Annotated in this window: 15 protein-coding genes and 1 other RNA gene; 3 read left to right on the plus strand and 13 right to left on the minus strand. The window is 66.1% G+C overall.

Annotated features, from left to right (window positions below; genetic code table 11):
• Nucleotides 1-9 precede the first annotated feature (9 nt).
• The 11 genes from murG to rnpB form a co-directional block, all read right to left on the minus strand.
• The gene (murG, locus tag QEG70_RS12120; protein WP_308720913.1) at nt 10-1,122 is read right to left on the minus strand and encodes an undecaprenyldiphospho-muramoylpentapeptide beta-N-acetylglucosaminyltransferase; all 1,113 of its coding nucleotides are present in this window, start codon (nt 1,120-1,122) and stop codon (nt 10-12) included.
• A complete protein-coding gene (locus QEG70_RS12125; RefSeq protein WP_308720914.1) occupies nt 1,119-2,285 on the minus strand; it encodes an FtsW/RodA/SpoVE family cell cycle protein in 1,167 nt (388 codons plus the stop codon). Before QEG70_RS12125 ends, murG begins: the two co-directional genes overlap by 4 nt.
• A complete protein-coding gene (gene murD, locus QEG70_RS12130) occupies nt 2,282-3,670 on the minus strand; it encodes a UDP-N-acetylmuramoyl-L-alanine--D-glutamate ligase (protein ID WP_308720915.1) in 1,389 nt (462 codons plus the stop codon). Before murD ends, QEG70_RS12125 begins: the two co-directional genes overlap by 4 nt.
• The gene (mraY, locus tag QEG70_RS12135) at nt 3,667-4,758 is read right to left on the minus strand and encodes a phospho-N-acetylmuramoyl-pentapeptide-transferase (RefSeq protein WP_061275344.1); all 1,092 of its coding nucleotides are present in this window, start codon (nt 4,756-4,758) and stop codon (nt 3,667-3,669) included. Before mraY ends, murD begins: the two co-directional genes overlap by 4 nt.
• Entirely contained in the window at nt 4,758-6,149 is a 1,392-nt protein-coding gene (locus QEG70_RS12140) for a UDP-N-acetylmuramoyl-tripeptide--D-alanyl-D-alanine ligase (protein ID WP_308720916.1), read from the minus strand. Before QEG70_RS12140 ends, mraY begins: the two co-directional genes overlap by 1 nt.
• A complete protein-coding gene (locus QEG70_RS12145; RefSeq protein WP_308720917.1) occupies nt 6,146-7,618 on the minus strand; it encodes a UDP-N-acetylmuramoyl-L-alanyl-D-glutamate--2,6-diaminopimelate ligase in 1,473 nt (490 codons plus the stop codon). The genes QEG70_RS12140 and QEG70_RS12145 overlap by 4 nt, the downstream gene beginning before the upstream one ends.
• A 5-nt stretch (nt 7,619-7,623) precedes the next feature.
• On the minus strand, nt 7,624-9,633 hold the full coding sequence (locus tag QEG70_RS12150; protein ID WP_374762599.1) for a peptidoglycan D,D-transpeptidase FtsI family protein: 2,010 nt from the start codon (nt 9,631-9,633) through the stop codon (nt 7,624-7,626).
• 38 nt (nt 9,634-9,671) lie between these two features.
• Nucleotides 9,672-10,463 carry a cell division protein FtsL gene (gene ftsL / locus QEG70_RS12155; RefSeq protein WP_308720919.1) on the minus strand — a complete coding sequence of 264 codons (792 nt, stop codon included), beginning with the start codon at nt 10,461-10,463 and terminating at the stop codon, nt 9,672-9,674.
• The gene (rsmH, locus tag QEG70_RS12160; RefSeq protein ID WP_308720920.1) at nt 10,460-11,461 is read right to left on the minus strand and encodes a 16S rRNA (cytosine(1402)-N(4))-methyltransferase RsmH; all 1,002 of its coding nucleotides are present in this window, start codon (nt 11,459-11,461) and stop codon (nt 10,460-10,462) included. The genes ftsL and rsmH overlap by 4 nt, the downstream gene beginning before the upstream one ends.
• The gene (mraZ, locus tag QEG70_RS12165; RefSeq protein ID WP_308720921.1) at nt 11,458-11,934 is read right to left on the minus strand and encodes a division/cell wall cluster transcriptional repressor MraZ; all 477 of its coding nucleotides are present in this window, start codon (nt 11,932-11,934) and stop codon (nt 11,458-11,460) included. Before mraZ ends, rsmH begins: the two co-directional genes overlap by 4 nt.
• 324 nt (nt 11,935-12,258) lie before the next feature.
• An RNA gene (gene rnpB, locus QEG70_RS12170) (RNase P RNA component class A) lies at nt 12,259-12,672 on the minus strand.
• Nucleotides 12,673-12,765: 93 nt separating this feature from the next.
• Between rnpB and QEG70_RS12175 the strand changes: the two genes are divergently transcribed.
• On the plus strand, nt 12,766-13,722 hold the full coding sequence (locus QEG70_RS12175; protein WP_308720922.1) for an alpha/beta hydrolase: 957 nt from the start codon (nt 12,766-12,768) through the stop codon (nt 13,720-13,722).
• Between the two features lie 445 nt (nt 13,723-14,167).
• Here QEG70_RS12175 and QEG70_RS12180 read toward each other — a convergent pair whose 3' ends face one another.
• Together QEG70_RS12180 and zwf are read right to left on the minus strand one after the other, a co-directional pair.
• A complete protein-coding gene (locus tag QEG70_RS12180; RefSeq protein ID WP_308720923.1) occupies nt 14,168-14,620 on the minus strand; it encodes a hypothetical protein in 453 nt (150 codons plus the stop codon).
• A gap of 7 nt (nt 14,621-14,627) precedes the next feature.
• A complete protein-coding gene (zwf, locus tag QEG70_RS12185) occupies nt 14,628-16,109 on the minus strand; it encodes a glucose-6-phosphate dehydrogenase (protein ID WP_308720924.1) in 1,482 nt (493 codons plus the stop codon).
• A gap of 254 nt (nt 16,110-16,363) precedes the next feature.
• Between zwf and QEG70_RS12190 the strand changes: the two genes are divergently transcribed.
• Nucleotides 16,364-16,639 (plus strand): DUF2312 domain-containing protein, encoded by a 276-nt coding sequence (locus tag QEG70_RS12190; RefSeq protein ID WP_061275776.1) that lies wholly within the window; start codon nt 16,364-16,366, stop codon nt 16,637-16,639.
• A gap of 103 nt (nt 16,640-16,742) precedes the next feature.
• The gene (locus QEG70_RS12195; RefSeq protein ID WP_308720925.1) at nt 16,743-17,432 is read left to right on the plus strand and encodes a hypothetical protein; all 690 of its coding nucleotides are present in this window, start codon (nt 16,743-16,745) and stop codon (nt 17,430-17,432) included.
• The last annotated feature ends 95 nt before the right edge of the window (nt 17,433-17,527 follow it).

Raw genomic sequence — 17,527 nt, forward strand, 5'->3', positions numbered from 1 at the left:
TGCCGGGAATTAAGCGGTGCGGGGCGTGTCAGGCAAGCGGGCTTCTATCATATCGGCCAGAAGGCGGGCGGCATCGGGGCGGCCAAGGCGGCTTGCGGCCTGCGCCGTGCGGGCCAGCAGGTCGCGGTCAGCGAGCAGGGTGGTCAGGCGTTGCGTGAGTGCCGGGGCAGTAAAATCAGGCTGGCGGATCATCCATGCCGCCCCTGCATCAATCAGCGCCTGCGCGTTGGCGCCCTGTTCATCACGCGCGGCGATGGGCAGCGGCACCAGAAGCGACGGGCGGCCCGCCACGGCCAGTTCCGCCACCGATGAGCCACCCGCGCGGCCAATGACCAGATGGGCTGCGCGCAGCAGGCCGGGCACGTCATCAAGGAAAGGCGCTATGGTGGCGGGAATGCCAGCCGTTTTATAGGCGGCCTGCACGCGTTCGACATCCTCCGCGCGGGCCTGCTGGGTGACCTGCAGCCGCGCGCGCAGCGCAGGCGGCAGGGCGGCAAGGGCTTCGGGCACCACGTCGCTGAACACGCGGGCACCCAGCGAGCCGCCCCATACCAGAAGGTTGAGCACGCCGTTCGAGGGTTCATAGCCTTCCCCGCCCAGTGCCGCGATATCGGGGCGCACCGGCATGCCGGTCAGCGTGGTGGGCACGCCAGAGGGCACGCCCGCCACCGTGGGGAAGGACGTGGCGATGCCATCCATGCGCGGGGCCAGGAAGCCATTGGCCTTGCCCAGCACCGCATTGCCTTCATGAATGAACAGCAGCGGGCGGTTCCTGCCCAGCAGCCAGCCGCCAAGCAGCGGCGGCACGGAGGGGTAGCCGCCAAAGCCGATGATGGCGGCAGGACGGATGCGGCCAATGATGCCGCGTGCCTGCATCGTGCCCCGCGCCAGCGCCAGCGCCGCCCGGCTGGCCCGCGCCAGGCCGCGCCCGGCAATGCCAGCGCCCGGCAGTACGAACTGCTGGCGGCCTGCAAACACGCCACTGTCGCGCCCGCCTGCGCGCTGGTCGGTCATGAGGAGAATGTCATGCCCCCGGCGCACCAGTTCGCAGGCCAGTGCCTCGGCGGGGAAGAAGTGGCCGCCGGTGCCCCCGGCCGCCACGGCAATGCAGTGTTGGGTCATGACGATCCTCTCGGTGCGGGGGTAGGGGCTGGCGTAAACTGCCCGAAGCGGGTCTCGTTGGGCCGGTTGCGGGTCAGCGCCAGCACCAGCCCGATGGTCAGCGCCACCGACATGGCCGATGACCCGCCATAGGAAATGAACGGCAGCGTCATGCCCTTGGTCGGGATGAGGTGCAGCGTCGAGCCCATGTTGACAAAGGCCTGCAACCCGAAGCCCGTCACCAGCCCCGCCGTTGCCACGGCAATGAAGGGATCGTTCTCGCGCAGCAGCTTGAGCAGCGTGCGGATGACGATGGTGGCGAACACGCCAATGATGAACAGGCACACCAGCATGCCGAATTCCTCGCCCGCCACCGCGAATACGAAATCGGCATGCGCATCGGGCAGCAGGTCCTTCACCCGGCCTTCACCCGGCCCGCGCCCCAGCAGGCCACCATTGCCAAAAGCGCGCAGTGCCGTGTCGATCTGGTAATGGTCGCCCACGGCGGGGTGCAGAAACCGCTCAACGCGCGAGCGCACATGCGGGAACACCATATACGCGCCAATAAATGCCGCCACCATGCTGGCGACACCTGCGCCCACCAGGAACAGGCTCAGCCCATCAACAAAAAGCTGCGCCAGGAATACGGTGGTAATCACGCTCAGCATGCCGATATCGGGCTGCGACTTGAGCAGCAGCAGCACGAGCGCGAACAGCCCCAGCGCCACCAGCAGGCCAGGCAGATATGGTCGCGTCCTGCGCTCGGTCAGCAGCCAGGCGGTGACCACGGCAAAGAAGGGCTTGAGGAATTCGGAGGGCTGGACCGACATCATCGGCAGCGCGATCCACCGCCGCGCGCCCTTGATCTCGATGCCATGCACAAGGGTCATGAAGGTGGCGGCAAGTGCGAGTGCGAAGCCGATCCACCCCATCAGCCGCACCCCGCGTAGCGAAAGGAGCGAGGTTGCGCACACGATCACTGCCGCGAGCACCAGAAAGACGACCTGCTTGAAAATGAACATATCGCGCGAGGCGCCAATACGCACCGCCACCGCCGGGCTTGCCGCCAGCATCAGGATATAGCCGAACCCGATCAGGATGCACACGCAGATCAGGGTGACCCGGTCGATGCTCCGCCACCATCGCGCCAGATGCGATGTGTTTATGCGCGACAGGCCACTCATTGCGCGCCGGTGCCCTCCGGCTTTGCCACAAGGGCTGCAAAACGCGCGCCTCGGGCTTCAAAACCGCTGAACTGGTCAAAGCTCGCACAGGCGGGCGAAAGCATCACCACGTCCACGCCCAGCGCGCGGGCGGCCTCGTATGCCTCGGGCACGGCGCGCTCAAGGGTTTCGACAATGCGGTAGGGCACCTTGTGCTGCGCAAGGGTGCGGGCCAGCACCGGCGCGTCGCGCCCGATCAGCAGCGCCAGCGCCACGCGCCCGAACAGGGGCGCAAGCGGCTCGATTCCGCCCGCCTTGGCCGTGCCGCCTGCAATCCACACCATGCGTTCATGGCAGGCGAGCGCGCGGGCCGTGGCATCGGCATTGGTGGCCTTGCTGTCATTGATGAAGCGAATGCCCTCTATGCTGCCCACCGTTTTCTGCCGGTGGTCGAGCGCGCTGAAGCTGCGCAGCGCGCCCTCCACCGCAGCCCGCGGCAGGCCCAGATGCAGCGCCATGGCCGTGGCGGCGGCGGCATTCTCGCGGTTATGGGTGCCGGGCAGGTCGGGCACATGGGTCAGGTCGGCAATCACGCCGTGGCGGTCGCACAGTGCGTGCGGCGTGCAATAGAAATCGCATTGCGGTATGTCCGCCCCGCTGATGCACGCCACCGTGGCGCGGGTGGGTGCAAGCAGGCGGTTCAGGCTGGCATAATCGGGCAGGGTCGCGCCCAGCACGGCCAGGTCGCCCGGGCCTTGGCGGTCGAACACATGCATCTTGGCCCGCGTGTAGCCGGTCATGTCGCCATGGCGGTCAAGGTGGTCGGGGGTGAGGTTGAGCAGGCAGGCGGCATCGAAATGCAACTGCTCCAGCCGCTCGAGCATGTATGATGACATTTCAAGCACGTACACCCCGTCATCGGGCAGCAGCGGCAGGCTGAGTGCGGCAGGACCGAGGTTGCCCCCAGCCGCGACCGCAATGCCGCCACAGGCCAGCATGTGCGCCAGCAGCACGGTGGTGGTGGACTTGCCGTTGGTGCCGGTAATGCCCGCAAAACGCGCCTGGCTTCCCGCAGCCCGCACGGCGCGGAACAGCAGTTCGGCATCGGACAGGATCGGCACGCCCGCATCCCGCGCCATGGTGGCCAGCGGGTGCGGGCTGGGCAGGTGGTGCGGAATGCCGGGCGAGAGCACGAGGGCCGCGAGCCCCAGCATGTTGGCAAACGGCGCAACCTTCAGGCGCGGGTGGTCGGCAAGGGCCGCGCGGGCCTCGGGCCGGTCATCCCACGCCTGCACGCTTGCGCCCATGGCCAGCAGGGCGGCAACAGCGGCATTGCCGTTACGGCCCAGCCCCGCCACGCCATAATGGTGGCCCGCGAACAGGGTGGGGGGGAAGGGCGCGCTCACCGCAGTTTCAGCGTGGCCAGACCACACAGCCCCAGCACGATGGACACGATCCAGAAGCGGATCACGATCTTGGATTCCGCCCAGCCCTTTTTCTCGAAATGGTGGTGCAGCGGCGCCATCAGGAACACGCGCCGCCCGGTGCGCTTGTACCAGAACACCTGGATGATGACCGAAAGCGTCTCCACCACGAACAGCCCGCCCACGATGCACAGCACCAGCTCATGCTTGACCGCAACGGCCACGGCGCCAAGCGCGCCACCCAGCGCGAGCGAGCCGGTATCACCCATGAACACGGCGGCAGGCGGCGCGTTGAACCACAGGAAGCCCAGCCCCGCGCCCACAAGGGCGGAGCAGAACACCCCAAGCTCGCCCGTGCCGGGCACGGCGTGCAGTTGCAGGTAGTCGGCAAACACATGGTTGCCCACGAGGTAGGAAATCAGCGCGAATACGAGGGCCGCCACAATGACCGGCACGATGGCCAGCCCGTCCAGCCCGTCGGTAAAGTTCACGGCGTTGCCAAACCCGGTGATGGTGATCATGGCGAACAGCGGAAAGGCGTAGCCCAGCGGCAGCAGCAGGTCTTTCACGAAGGGAAAGGCGAGGTGGTTGGCAAGGTCGGGCGGCATCATGTGCTCGAGCCAGATGCCACCGATCAGTGAGGCCCCGAACTCGCAGCCCAGCCGCACCCGCTTGGACACGCCATCGGTATTGCGGCGTGAGAGCTTGAGGTAGTCATCGGCAAAGCCCACCGCGCCAAAGGCCGCCGTGGTGAGCATGACGGCCCACACGAAGCCGTTGGTCAGGTCCGCCCACAGCAGGGTCGAGCCGAACAGCGAGAGCAGGATCAGCACGCCGCCCATTGTGGGCGTGCCCACCTTCTCGATCAGGTGGCGCTCCGGCCCGAGCTTGCGGATGGGCTGGCCACCGCGCTGGATGCGGCGCAACTGCGCGATCAGCGGGTTGCCCAGGCACAGGCTGATGACCAGCGCCGTCAGGCACGCAGCACCCGAGCGGAACGTGATGTAGCGGAACAGGTTGAGCACGGAGGTATGGGCCGTGGCATGGTGCTCGAACAGGTCATAGAGCATCAGGCCGGTCCCACCCGGGCGTCATCGGCCTTCAGGGCGGCAACGACATGGCGCATGCGGCTGCCAAGGCTGCCCTTGACCATGACCGTGTCGCCCGCGCGCAGGGCAGTGCGCACCAAGGGGGCGAGCGTGGTGGAATCCGGCGCCCAGGCCCCGCGCAGGGCAGGAGGCAGGCTGTCAAAGAGTGTTTTCATATTCGGGCCGCAACAGAAGACAGCATCCGCGTTCGCGCGGACGGCAGGGAGAAGGGAGGCATGCTCATGCCGCGCAAACGCGCCGAGTTCAAGCATGTCGCCCAGCACGGCGATGCGCCGCCCCGTGGCAACAAGCCCGAGCAGGTCGAGTGCGGCGCGGACAGAGGCCGGTGAGGCATTGTAGCTCTCATCAAGCAGGGCAACATTGTCATGCATCACCCTTGCAAGCGCGCCCCGCCCGGCGCCGGGGCGGAAGGTGGCAAGCCCCGCCACGGCACGGGCCATGTCAGCGCCCGCCGCATGCGCTGCCGCCAGCGCCAGCATGGCATTGTCAGCCATGTGGCGGCCCGGCGCATTGACGCGCGCCACGCCCTGCCAGCCCGGCAGCGTGAGGCTGAAGGTACTGCCCTGCGCATCCTGCGCCACGTCACCCGCCTGCGCCACGCAGTCCTGTGTGGTGCCCACGAGCCACAGCGTGGCCCCTGCCTTGGCGGCATTGCGTTCAAAATGGTCACTTCCCGCAATCCCGGCGAGTAGGACGGCGATGCCACTTGCGGGCAGGGCCAGCAGGAGTTCCGCCTTTTCACGCGCAATGGCGTCGATGCTGCCCATCAGCCCCAGATGCGAGGCGGCAACCGTGGTCACCACTGCAACGTCGGGCCGCACCATGGCGGCGAGCGGCGCGATCTCGCCCGCATGGTTCATGCCGATCTCGCACACGCAATAGGCACTTGCGGCAGGCAGGCGGGCGAGCGTGAGCGGCACGCCCCAGTGATTGTTGTATGACGCCACGGCGCAATGGGTCGGCCCGCATGCGGCCAGTGCCGCATGCAGCATGTCCTTGACCGAGGTCTTGCCCACGCTGCCTGTCACGGCCAGCATGCGGCCCGTAAAGCGCGCGCGGGCGAAACGGGCCATGCCCTGCAGGGCGGCCAGCGTGTCATCCACCATCAGGATGCGCGGGTCATCGCCGCAGGACTCATGCGCCACCACGGCGGCAGCGCCCGCTTCAAGGGCGGCGGCGGCATGCGCATGTCCGTTGCTGTTCTCGCCAATCAGCGCGATGAACACATCGCCCGGCCGGAGCGTGCGCGTATCGATCGAGACGCCGGTGCCTGCAATGGTCACTGCGCTGGAGGGCGGAAAACGCCCCGATGTCGCGGCCTCAAGGTCCGCGCGGCTCCATAGCACTGTCATTCAGTCCCCGTCAGGCCACGGATCACCGTGGCATCATCAAATGGCAGCACCGCATCACCCACGATCTGCCCCTGTTCATGGCCCTTGCCCGCCACCACCAGCACGTCGCCCGCGCCCAGCATGTCCAGCCCCGCCGCAATGGCCTGCCTGCGGTCGCCAATCTCGATGGCGCCGGGGCTGGCCGCCATGATGGCCGCGCGAATGGCGGCAGGCGGCTCGCTGCGGGGGTTGTCATCGGTCACGATCACGGTGTCGGCCAGTTGGGTGGCGGTGGCGCCCATCACGGGCCGCTTGCCCCGGTCACGGTCGCCGCCAGCCCCCATCACGATCACCAGCCTGCCCGGCGTGTGGGGGCGTAGCGAGTGCAGCAGGCGGGCAATGGCATCGGGCGTATGGGCGTAATCGACATAGGCGGCGGCCCCACCCGGCAGCACGGCGGCACGCTCGAGCCTGCCGCGCACGCCATGCAGGCGGGGCAGGAGGGCAAGGGCCTGCGCGGGCGCCGCTTCCGCGCGGCCAGAAAGGGCTGCGGCCATGAGCAGGTTATCGACCTGAAAGCGCCCGACCAGCTTCACGCTGATCTCGCATTCCCCATCAGGGGTGGCGACGTGCAGGTCTTGGCCCATGGGGGTGGCACGGGTAGAGAGCAGGCGCAGCGTCTCGCCCTGCGTGCCGGTGGTGCGCAGCACGAGGTTGCGGCGTTGGGCAATGGCGCGCACGGCGGCACAGGTCTCGGCGTCCATATCGGCGTTGAGGGCGGCAATGCCGCCTTCGGGCAGGATCGTGTCGAACAGGCGCAGCTTGGCGGCACGGTAATGCGCGGTGGTGCCGTGATAGTCCAGATGGTCGTGGGTAAGGTTGCTGAATCCCGCGGCATAGGGCGTGATGCCATCGAGCCTGCGCTGTTCCAACCCGTGCGATGACGCCTCGATGGCGACATGCTCCACGCCCCCCGCCGCCATGGCACCGAGCAGGCGCATCAGGCCCACGCTGTCGGGCGTGGTGAGCACGGGGCCGCAATCAGGCAGGGGGCAGGGGGCAACAGCGCCCAGCGTGCCGATGGTGCCTGCCTGCAAGCCCTGAAGCGCCCAGATCTGGCGCAGGAACTCCGCTGTGCTGGTCTTGCCGTTGGTGCCGGTAATGGCTGCGATATCGGCAGGCAGGCGGGGGGCAAGGGCGTGCGCGATCAGGGCCACGGCACGGCGGGCATCAGTCACCTGCACGCAGGCAACGCCCGGCGGTGGCACGAAAGCGGGGTCGGCCTGCACCAGCACGGCTGCAACGCCATTGGCCACGGCCTGCGCAATATAGGCCCGCCCATCCACCCGCGTGCCACGCAGGGCGGCAAAGATTACGCCGGGGCCAGTGGCGCGGCTGTCTGCCGTAATGCTGGTGACGGGGCCGGTCGCGGCAGGCAGGGGCCGCGCGGCATCCACGCCTGCGCGGTGCAGGAGTTCGGTCAGGTCCATGCGCGTCATCCCCGCTCGCGCTGGTGGTGGGCGGGCGCGCGCCCGGCTTCATTGCGGGCATGAAGGGCATGGCTGGCGGGTGCTGCCTCGGTCACGTCACGCGCGGCATGGGGGCGGGCGGCGGCGCGGGGGGCGGTTTCATGCTCGTGCTCATGCAGCCTGGCCGTGCCGGGGTCGTAGCCCGGCCCGAGCGCGCGGTAGCCACGCGGCACGGCAGGCCGCATGGGAATGGCCAGCGAGGCCTCGATTGCGGCTTCATGCTGCGTATCGGGAAACAGCCCGAGCATGGGGGCGATGCGCGTGATCATGTGGGCTGCCGTGGGGGCGGCGTTCCAGCCTGCCGTGGTCCAGCCATGGGTCTGGGCGGTGGGCTTGGGGCTGTCGAGCATGACGTAAATGGCATAGCGCGGCGCATTCATGGGGAAGATGCCGGTAAAGGCCGAGACGTTGACATGCTTGAGGTAGCCGCCATGCGCGCCGATCTTTTCCGCCGTGCCGGTCTTGCCGCCCACGTAATAGCCCGGTGATTCCGCCTTCTGCCCCGTGCCCTTGGCCACGTCGAGGCGCAGGATCCTGCGCAGGATATCGGAATTGGCAGCCGAGATCAGGCGCTCCGCATCCGCAGGCATGGCGGCATCCGTGGTGGCATCGGCGGGCGCATCCGTCGTGGCGGGGCTGTCCGCCGCAACAAGGGTGGGCCGGAGCAGGAAGCCGCCATTGGCCGTGGCCGCCGTGCCCCGTACGATGGAAAGCGGCGGCTCCGCCACGCCGTGGCCGAACGCCACCGTCATGGTGGTCGAAACCCCCCAGTTATGCACGGAAGGGATGATGGGCCGCCCCGCCTCGGGCAGTTCGATCGGCACGCGCGAGAAGAAGCCCATCCTGCGCAGCCATTCCTGCTGGCGGGGCGCGCCCGCATCAAGCGCGATATGGGCTGCGGCAGGGTTGGAGGAATAGGCCATGACCTCGGGCAGCGACAGCCACGGGGCGAAATGGTCGTTCTTCATGTCCGATATGGTAAAGCGGCCGATCTTTATGGGCGTGCTCGAAAAACTGTCCCAGATATGGGCAACGCCTTCCTGCAGTGCCATGGCCACGGTCTGGAGCTTGAAGGTCGAGCCGGGCTCGTACATGCCCGTCACGGCGCGGTTGAAGCGTGAATCGGGGGCAGCGCGGCCAAAGTCATTGGCGTCATAATCGGGCAGGCTGACCATGGTGATGATCTCGCCGGTATGCACGTCCATCACGATGGCGCACGCGCCGATGGCCTGGAACATGTCCATCGCGGACTGCAGTTCGTCATGCACCACGTTCTGCACGCGCACGTCGAGAGAGAGGCGCAGGGGCTGGCTGTCGCCATCGAGGCGCTTGTCAAAATACCGCTCGATGCCCGCCACGCCGTGATCATCAATATCCACCCCGCCCAGGATGTGGGCGGCCACGCGGCCCATGGGGTAGCGGCGGCGCTCGCCGGGTTCGAAATAGATGCCGGGAATGCCAAGGTTGTTGATGGCAAGTTCCTGCGCGGGCGAGATGTCACGCGCCAGATAGACGAACTGCTTGTTCAGCGACAGGCGGCGCTTCGTCTCGGCTTCGTCCAGGCTGGGCAGGGCCTGCTTGAGGCGGTGGGCGGCATCGGCGGCGTCGATCATTTCCTGCGGGTTGGCATAGACCTGGGCTACGGGCAGGGACATGGCCAGCACCTGCCCGTTGCGGTCGGTGACCGAGGCACGATGCACCTGCGGCAGCACCACGTCACCCGCGATCATCCCCTTGGGGTCGCTTTTGGGGATGGGTGGCACCTGCGGCGCGATCTGCTGTTGCTGCGGCGGCAGGGGGGTGATGATCGTGGCCAGCGTCAGCTTGAGCGCAATGGCTGAAAACAGCAGGCAGAACCCCCCGGCCACAACCACCAGCCGCGCATGCATGCGGTCCTGCGCCATAAGCGTGCGCAGGCTCCCCCCGGGGGAAGCCTGTCCGCCTCTGTCTGGCTGGTTGCTCAAAGGATTTTGCATACGGGTTCCGGGCTACAGGGCCGGTAGGAAAAGGACGATCAGTTGCTGACGGGCACCGGCGGCGGCAGGCTGGTCACATGCGGCGTGCCTAGCGAACTGCCCCCCATGCGCGGCGGGGCAGTGGGGTGCCATGCCGCCTCGGCTATGTTCTGGCTGTGGGCGTGGAAGCTCGCGGGCATGCGGGCAGGCGTGATCATGCTCTCACGCGGGCTGGGCGGCAGGTGCACGGGCTCGGCTGCCGCCATGCGCTCGGGCGGGCGGGCATGCTCGGGGGCGGCATGCACGGGCGCGCGCGGCTCGATCTGGGCCATGGCGCGGGCCAGTCCGTCATGCTGGGCGGTCGGCTCGGCATGGTGGGCGGGGAGGGCCGCCATGGCGCGTTCGACATGGGCGGGCGTGGCCGGTGCGGCGATTGCGGGCAGGGCGGCCACGGCCTCATGCACGGGGGCAGGGGCTGCATGATCGGGGACTGCATGATCGGCGGCAAGGGTGGCCACCATCGTTGCACGGGGGGCGGGCACGGGGTGGTGCGAGGGCACGCCAACAGGCGGCAGGTGGGTGCTGAGCGCCGACATCTGCACGAACTGCGTGGGCGAGACGGGCTGGAGCGCCTTGTCGTAACGGCTGGCCAGCGTGCCCAGTCGGTCGGGCTGGTTCAGCATGGCCCATTCGGCGCGCAGCATGGCGGTCTGCGCGCGGGTACGTTCCGTCTGCTCCACGATCTGGGCAATCTGGTGGTCGAGTGCTGTGGTCTGCTGTTTCTTGTTATAAAGGAACAGGCCGGACACGGCCGCCACCATGGCAAAGAAAAACGTTACAAACCGACTCATGCGGCAGGTTCCGATGCTGCGATGGATGGAGGGGCAATGCATTCCATCGCGCGCAGTCTTGCGCTGCGTGCACGTGGATTACGGTGGGTTTCTTCCGCGCCTGGCCGGATGGGGCGTCCGGTCAGGAGCCTGAAGCCGGTGGGCCCCGCGCGTTCGGTCATGGCGCGGGGGTCATGGCGGGAGGGGGCGGGCACGCGGCCTGCCGCGTGCAGCATGGCCTGCTTGACCAGCCTGTCCTCCAGCGAATGGAACGAGACGACAACCAGCCGCCCACCGGGTGCGAGCAGGCCGGGGGCCTGTTCCAGCACGGCGCGGATCTGGCCAAGTTCGTCATTGACGTGAATGCGCAGCCCCTGGAACGTGCGCGTGGCGGGGTCGATGCCCGACCGGTCGGGGCGCACGACCGAGCGCACCACGTCGGCAAGCTGTGTGGTGCGCAGCAGCGGGGCCTCGGCGCGGGCGCTCACGATGGCGCGCGCCACCCGGCGCGACAGGCGTTCCTCGCCATAATGGTAGATGATATCGGCCAGTTCCTCCTCGGGCAGGGTATTGACCACATCGGCCGCTGTCGGCCCCGTGTCATTCATGCGCATGTCCAGCGGGCCATCCATGCGGAAGGAGAAGCCGCGCTCGGCCTCGTCGATCTGGTAGGACGACACGCCGAGGTCAAGCACGATGCCGTCCACCTTCGTCACCCCATCTTCGGCCAGCAGGGCCGCCATGTCGGCAAAGCCGCCATGGAGCAGGTGCAGCCGCGTGCCACTATCCCCAGCGGGGAAGGTGGGGGCGAGGGCCGCGCCGCGCGCGATGGCGGCGGGATCGCGGTCGATGCCCCACAACTGGCAGTTGCAGCTTGCCAGGATGGCGCGCGCGTACCCACCGCCGCCAAACGTGCCATCCACGTAACGGCCGTCATCATGCGGGGCGAGGTATTCCATCACCTCGGCCAGCATCACGGGCACATGGCCGGGGTCGTGCGGGGGGAAGGGGCCGTTCATGACGGCGTGCCCGTGGCGGGCGGCACGCCACGGCCCGTGGTGAGGCTGCGGGCACGCAGGCGGGCATCGGCCCGGCGGGCGGATGCTGCCTGCGGCTCCCAGATCTGGAAGGTGCGGCCCAGCCCCATGAAGGTGGCCTGGTCGGTCAGGCCCGCATGGGCGCGCAGGGATTCAGGCAGCAGGATGCGACCTTCGCGGTCAGCCTCGAATGGATAGGCATCGGCATAGAGGGCGGTGGCCAGGTCGTCGTGATCTTCGGAAAAAATGTCCATTTCATCCAGCGGGCGGGTCAGTGCGGCAAAAGCATCCGCGGGCCATGCCTCAAGGCAGGGATGCAGATGGGACGGACGCAGGATGGCCAGCGGTTCGCCCGATTTGGCCCGGGCACGCAGCGCGGCACGGAATGCGGAGGGAATGGAAACGCGCCCTTTTGCATCCAGCCGGTTCTGGTGTGTGCCCAGGAATACACTCACGCTGCGCGATGCCCTCCCTCGGCAAATTTAGAAAACCCAGTGATCAGCCCCCGTGGCGCCTTTGACCGCGCCCCTTTTCTGAATCTGGTGTGAGCATGGGATAACATGGGATTTTATGGGGGGTCAATTAAAGATGCAGGAAAGATGGTCGAAAAATACCGTTATTGCAGCACAGGTGAGTGAGGTGGCATGTAAAACCGTACCAGGCGCACGCAATATGGCGGGAATGTGCCTTGTTTATGGTTTGTTCTTTAGTGTTAATACTTGTAAACAACTCTGGGTAGAGCGCCCCGCCCAGGGCGGTTGAATTCAGGATATGGGGAAAATGCCAGACGGTCTGTAAGCCGGGTTCTGTCCGCCCCTTGCGGGGCGGGACGATCATTCCTCTGCGATGCGCATTGCTACGCACCTGACGCGACCAACCCGAACGACAGGGCGGAAAAACCCCTGATGGCGCCTTGCGGCCCATCCGCCGTTCCTATTCGGTCTTGCTCCCGGTGGGGTTTGCCCTGCCATCCATGTTACCATGCATGCGGTGCGCTCTTACCGCACCGTTTCACCCTTGCCCCCAACGTTGCCCGCATTGCTGCGCGCGCCGCCGTGAGGGCGGTCTGTTTTCTGTGGCACTGTCCCTGGGGTCGCCCCCGCCGGCCGTTAGCCGGCACCGTTTTTCCGTGGAGCCCGGACTTTCCTCCATCACGCGTATGACCGCGTGGCAGCGACCGTCCGACCGTCTGGCATGCGGAAACTGGCGGTGCATGCGCGTAGCGTCAAGCGATAAATGAGGGGGGTATATCCTTTCAGTCCGTTTTTCAGCCAAAAAGGCGCTCCATGCCCGACTCAACCGCCGCCTCCCGCCCCGGCCTGCTTACCCGTTCCTTGCTGGGCGGCATGCACTGGTGGCACACGCGGCGGCGTAACGTTGAGCCGCACACGCTGGAGGACATGCGCCGCAAGCTCGACCGCCCATGTTTTCCCATGGGGCTGTCCTCGCTACAGGTGCGGCGTGTGATCGACTGCCGCGTGCCGGGGCGTGACGGCCTGCTGGCTGCCCGGCTTTATGTGCCCTATGGCCGGGTGCATGGGGTTGTGCTGTTCATGCACGGGGGCGGGTATGTGCATTGCGGGCTGAACTCGCATCACGGCATCTGTTGCAGGCTGGCGCGGCAGTCGGGGGCGGCTGTGCTGTCCATCGATTACAGCCTGGCGCCCGAGAACCGCTTTCCCCATGCGGTCGAGGATTGCTGGGCGGCGTTGCAATGGCTGGCGGGCGAGGCGCATCGCTGGGGCGGGCCGATTGCTGTTGCCGGTGACAGCGCGGGCGGCACGCTGGCTGCCGTGCTGGCCCAGATGGCGCGTGACCGGGGCGGCCCCACGCTTGCCATGCAACTGCTCTATTACCCTTCGCTGTATGGGGAGCGTGACGTGCCCTCGCGCGAGACCTATGCCACGGGCTACATGCTCTCGACCAAGCTGATGGAATGGTATGCCGAGCAGTATATCCGCACGCCAGCCGACCTGCATGATCCGCGGCTTGCGCCCATTTTCGCGCCTTCGCTCGCGGGCCTGCCGCCTGCCGTGATCGGGCTGGCGCAATGCGACCCCCTGCATGATGAAGGCACTGGCTACGCCCACGCCATGCAGCAGGCGGGAGGCCAGGCTGAAACCCGCACCTGGTGCGGCACGGTGCATGGGTTCCTCAATTTCTACGCCTTTCTGCCCGCAGGCCGTGCTGCCATAAAATATGGCGCCCATGCCCTGCGGCGCGTGCTGCGGGCGCAGGGCTGACAAACAGGAGACGTTTCCGGGGAAGCAGCTTCGATCATGAATCTGGCGCGGTGTCAGGGTTTTCCTGTGGTAACCTGCACGACCTTATAGATGCCTTCTATTTCCATAAAATATCGAACATAAGAACTTTTCTGTTCAGAAATGTCATAATATCCATTCCTGATTTCAGCGCCGTTATGTTGCCTGATGAACTGTAAATATTCATTATTGAAAACGGCACGGATTTTGCATGGCTGATCTTTATCATTTTTCGGCCTGAAAAAATAAGAGACTATTTGAAAATTTAGCCCGAAAAACATCCAGAAAACATAAGAAAGTTTTTGGTGAAGCTTTTTTCAAAAAGCTTCGAAAAACGCCGCCCTTTTGAAAAAAAAGGCGGCGCCAAAAAACTTCTATCATTTTTTATCAATGAGTTGCTTTCAGGCAGTCTCTCATCACTGCCTTTTCACGGCAGCGGGTGGAACATGCCGGGCGACTGCCAGTCGGTCAGCGCCTTCTGGTCCAGCCGGTCGATGCGCAGCGTGAACAGCAGCGGCAGCGTATTGCGGTCACCGGGGCATTTGCCGGAATGCTTTTCCATGACCTGAATGCGGGTGGCATCAGCCGGGTCGTTGCCGTTGACGACAAAGAGCAGGCAGTCCTTCGCATCCGCTGTCATGCCGTTATGGGTGACGATCGTGCGGAAGTGCTCGACAAGGGCGGTATTGTCGAACCAACTCGTGCGCGAGAAGGTCAGCTTGTCGGCGGCCTGGTCCAGCCACCCCATGCGGCCCACAAGGATGACAAGGGCCGCCATGGGGATGAGCATGAGCACGCGGCGGATGATGCGCTGCTTCAGCGTAACCGGCGCGCGCCTGCGGGTCAGGCGCGGGGGGGAGGGCGGGGTGTCATTGCTCATATGGCGGTTATTTCTTCATGTCCTCGTGCCACAGATGGCCCGATTGCGAGAGCAGGTTGCGCGCCCCTTCCGGCCCCCAGGTGCCTGCGGCATAAGGTTCGAGCGGGGCCTTGTTCTCGCGCCAGCCCTGCTCGATGGGGTCGATCCAGCGCCATGCGGCGGCCACCTCGTCGCGGCGGATGAACAGGATCGGGTCGCCGCGCACCACATCGAGCAAAAGGCGCTCATAGGCATCGGGGTAGCGGATGTTGAAGGCTTTCTCGAACTCGATGTTGATGTCGGCCTGGCGCAGGGCCAGGCTGTCGGTCGGCGTGGGGTCCTTGGTCGAGACCGACAGCATCACCCCTTCATCAGGCTGGATGCGGATGATGAGGCGGTTGGGCTCGGGGTTGTTGGTAAAGATCGAGCACGGGGCCGATTTGAACTGGATTACGATTTCGCTCGACTTTTCCGCCATGCGCTTGCCCGAGCGCAGGTAGAACGGCACGTTGCCCCACCGCCAGGTCAGGATCTCGGCTTTCAGCGCCACGAAGGTTTCCGTCTCGCTGGTCACGCCTTCGCCAAGGTCTTCAAGGTAGCTGCCCACCGTGCGCTCGCCAATGGTGCCGCGCATGTACTGCCCGCGTGAGGTATAGATGGCCACATCATCAGCCGAGATGGGCTTGAGCGCGTGCAGCACCTTGAGCTTCTCGTTGCGCACGCTGTCGGCCTCGAGCGAGACCGGCGGGTCCATCGCCACGAGGCACAGCACCTGCAGAAGGTGGTTCTGGATCATGTCGCGCAAGGCACCCGAGCGGTCGTAATACGCGCCGCGCCCTTCCACGCCCACGGTCTCGGCGGCGGTGATCTGCACGTATTCGATGGCATCGCACGTCCACAGCCGCTCGAACACCGGGTTGGCGAAGCGCAGCGCGATCAGGTTCTGCACCGTCTCCTTGCCCAGGTAATGGTCGATGCGGAAGATGTGGTTCTCGGGGAAGTGACGGCCCACGCTGTCATTGATGGCCTCGGCGCTGGCAAGGTCGGTGCCGATGGGTTTTTCCAGCACCACGCGTGACTGTTCGGTCACCAGCCCCTCGCGGCTCAGGTTCTCGCATATCTGGCCATACAGCGCGGGCGAGGTGGCAAGGTAGTACACCCGGATGCGCGTTGCGGGCACCGCGTCGAGCAGGGTTTTGAGCGTGGGCCAGTCGCTCTCGGCTTCCGCGCCGTTCAGGCTCACGTAATGCACCATGTTCACGAACCGCTGCACCGTGGCCTCATCCAGCGCCTCGGGCTTGACGTGCTCGTGCAGGGCTTCTGTCGCACGCTGCTGGTAGTCCGCGCGCGAGAGCGGCGAGCGCGCGGTGCCGATGATGCGCGAGGCATCGGGGATCTGCCCGTCACGGTAGCGATGATACAGCGCAGGCAGCAGCTTGCGCATGGTCAGGTCGCCCGTTCCGCCGAAAACGATGTAGTCAAAGGTATCAACGGGGGGAAGATGTGCCATCGAACGTGGGCCTCCTGCCTGTATCTGGTGCCCTGCATGGCCGGGCGGGCATGCTTGACGTATGCGGACATGACGCGAAAGCGGCATATGGGGTGCAGCTTCGATTACGGCCCGGCTCTCTGGCCTGTCAAGTTGGCATTGACCAGCGGGCGGTGGCGCGATAATCCCGCCGTTCCATCCCGTCGCCTAATGACATTCCCTTCATGTGCGCGCGGGCGGGAACGGCGCAATCACGATATCTGGAGAAACCTGCCATGAATGCTGACAATTTCGAGGCGGACGACAACCCCGCCGCAGTTGGTGGTATCGCAGCCGATCGCCTGCGCAGCATCATCGAACGCGTTGAGCGGCTGGAGGAAGAGCGCAAGGCGCTTGCGGGCGATATCAAGGATATTTTCACCGAGGCGAAGTCGGCAGGCTTTGATGTCAAGGTGATCCGCCAGATCATCCGCCTGCGCAAGCAGGAACCGGCGGAAGTGGAGGAGCAGGAAACCCTGCTCGACATCTACCGCCGCGCGCTTGGCATGTAACCCGCATAGGTTGTAGGATCGTCCTTCCAACGCCCTTTCCGGCCGGTGCGTGGGCTGGCCATGGCCGTGCCGGGGCACATTGTCCGTTCAGGTTGCACGCTGCATGATGTCATCGCTTTTCCCGCAATGGATGCCCGCATGGGCGCAGGCCGTGCTGCTGGTGGGTGGCATGCTGTTCGTCCTGTTGTGGATGCTGGTGCCGTTTGCCGTGTTTGGCGTAAAGGGGCGGCTTGATAACCTGGCCATCCAGCTTGATGACCTGCAGGCCGAACTGCGTGTGCTGGCGCTTGGCCTTAACAACGGACAGGCCGCCGCACAGCCCTCTGGCGTGGCGGACGCGCTGGCCGAGCGGGTGCCCGCCGCGCCCACGGCCGTGGATGCACCCATGTGGGAACCGGCACCGCCCGCGCCACCTGTGGAGAGGGGTGCCGAGGGGGGCGACGTGTCGCATGATGCTCCCGCCTATGAACGGCGCGCGCCGCGTGCCCAGCCCGCGCCGCCGCCCTCCCGGCCTGTTGAGCCTGCCCCCATGCCAGCACAGCGCGGGCCTGCGGAAGAAGATGGCTGGCCCCCGCCGCAGCGTGGGCCGTCACCCTCCCAGCCTTATGCGCCCCGGCGCCCCGAGCCGCCCTATGGCGCTGAGGCGGAACCCGGCCTGGCGGACTGGAGCCGTGAACCGGTCCGGCCCGCTCCGCACGTGCCCCCTGCGCGCCCGGTTCGGGCTTCGGTCTGGCCGCCTGAGCGCCGCACGCGCGCCGAACCCACACTGCGCTGGCCGCCGCGCCCTGAATGAGCGCGGCGCGAGGGCGTCGTTTTTTTTTGAAGCTGGGATGGTTTTGAAGCTTTTTTCAAAAAGCTTCACCAAAACTTCTATTCTTTCAGGCAGCT

The organism is Komagataeibacter xylinus, assembly GCF_031081985.1.
Classification (GTDB): Bacteria; Pseudomonadota; Alphaproteobacteria; order Acetobacterales; family Acetobacteraceae; genus Komagataeibacter; species Komagataeibacter xylinus_E.

Bases quoted from the DNA above. Each gene is read 5' to 3' on its own strand.
- murG (WP_308720913.1), bottom strand. From the start codon at position 1,122: ATGACCCAACACTGCATTGCCGTGGCGGCCGGGGGCACCGGCGGCCAC.
- QEG70_RS12125 (WP_308720914.1), bottom strand. From the start codon at position 2,285: ATGAGTGGCCTGTCGCGCATAAACACATCGCATCTGGCGCGATGGTGG.
- mraY (WP_061275344.1), bottom strand. From the start codon at position 4,758: ATGCTCTATGACCTGTTCGAGCACCATGCCACGGCCCATACCTCCGTG.
- QEG70_RS12140 (WP_308720916.1), bottom strand. From the start codon at position 6,149: ATGACAGTGCTATGGAGCCGCGCGGACCTTGAGGCCGCGACATCGGGG.
- QEG70_RS12145 (WP_308720917.1), bottom strand. From the start codon at position 7,618: ATGGACCTGACCGAACTCCTGCACCGCGCAGGCGTGGATGCCGCGCGG.
- QEG70_RS12150 (WP_374762599.1), bottom strand. From the start codon at position 9,633: ATGCAAAATCCTTTGAGCAACCAGCCAGACAGAGGCGGACAGGCTTCC.
- ftsL (WP_308720919.1), bottom strand. From the start codon at position 10,463: ATGAGTCGGTTTGTAACGTTTTTCTTTGCCATGGTGGCGGCCGTGTCC.
- rsmH (WP_308720920.1), bottom strand. From the start codon at position 11,461: ATGAACGGCCCCTTCCCCCCGCACGACCCCGGCCATGTGCCCGTGATG.
- QEG70_RS12175 (WP_308720922.1), top strand. From the start codon at position 12,766: ATGCCCGACTCAACCGCCGCCTCCCGCCCCGGCCTGCTTACCCGTTCC.
- QEG70_RS12180 (WP_308720923.1), bottom strand. From the start codon at position 14,620: ATGAGCAATGACACCCCGCCCTCCCCCCCGCGCCTGACCCGCAGGCGC.
- zwf (WP_308720924.1), bottom strand. From the start codon at position 16,109: ATGGCACATCTTCCCCCCGTTGATACCTTTGACTACATCGTTTTCGGC.
- QEG70_RS12190 (WP_061275776.1), top strand. From the start codon at position 16,364: ATGAATGCTGACAATTTCGAGGCGGACGACAACCCCGCCGCAGTTGGT.
- QEG70_RS12195 (WP_308720925.1), top strand. From the start codon at position 16,743: ATGATGTCATCGCTTTTCCCGCAATGGATGCCCGCATGGGCGCAGGCC.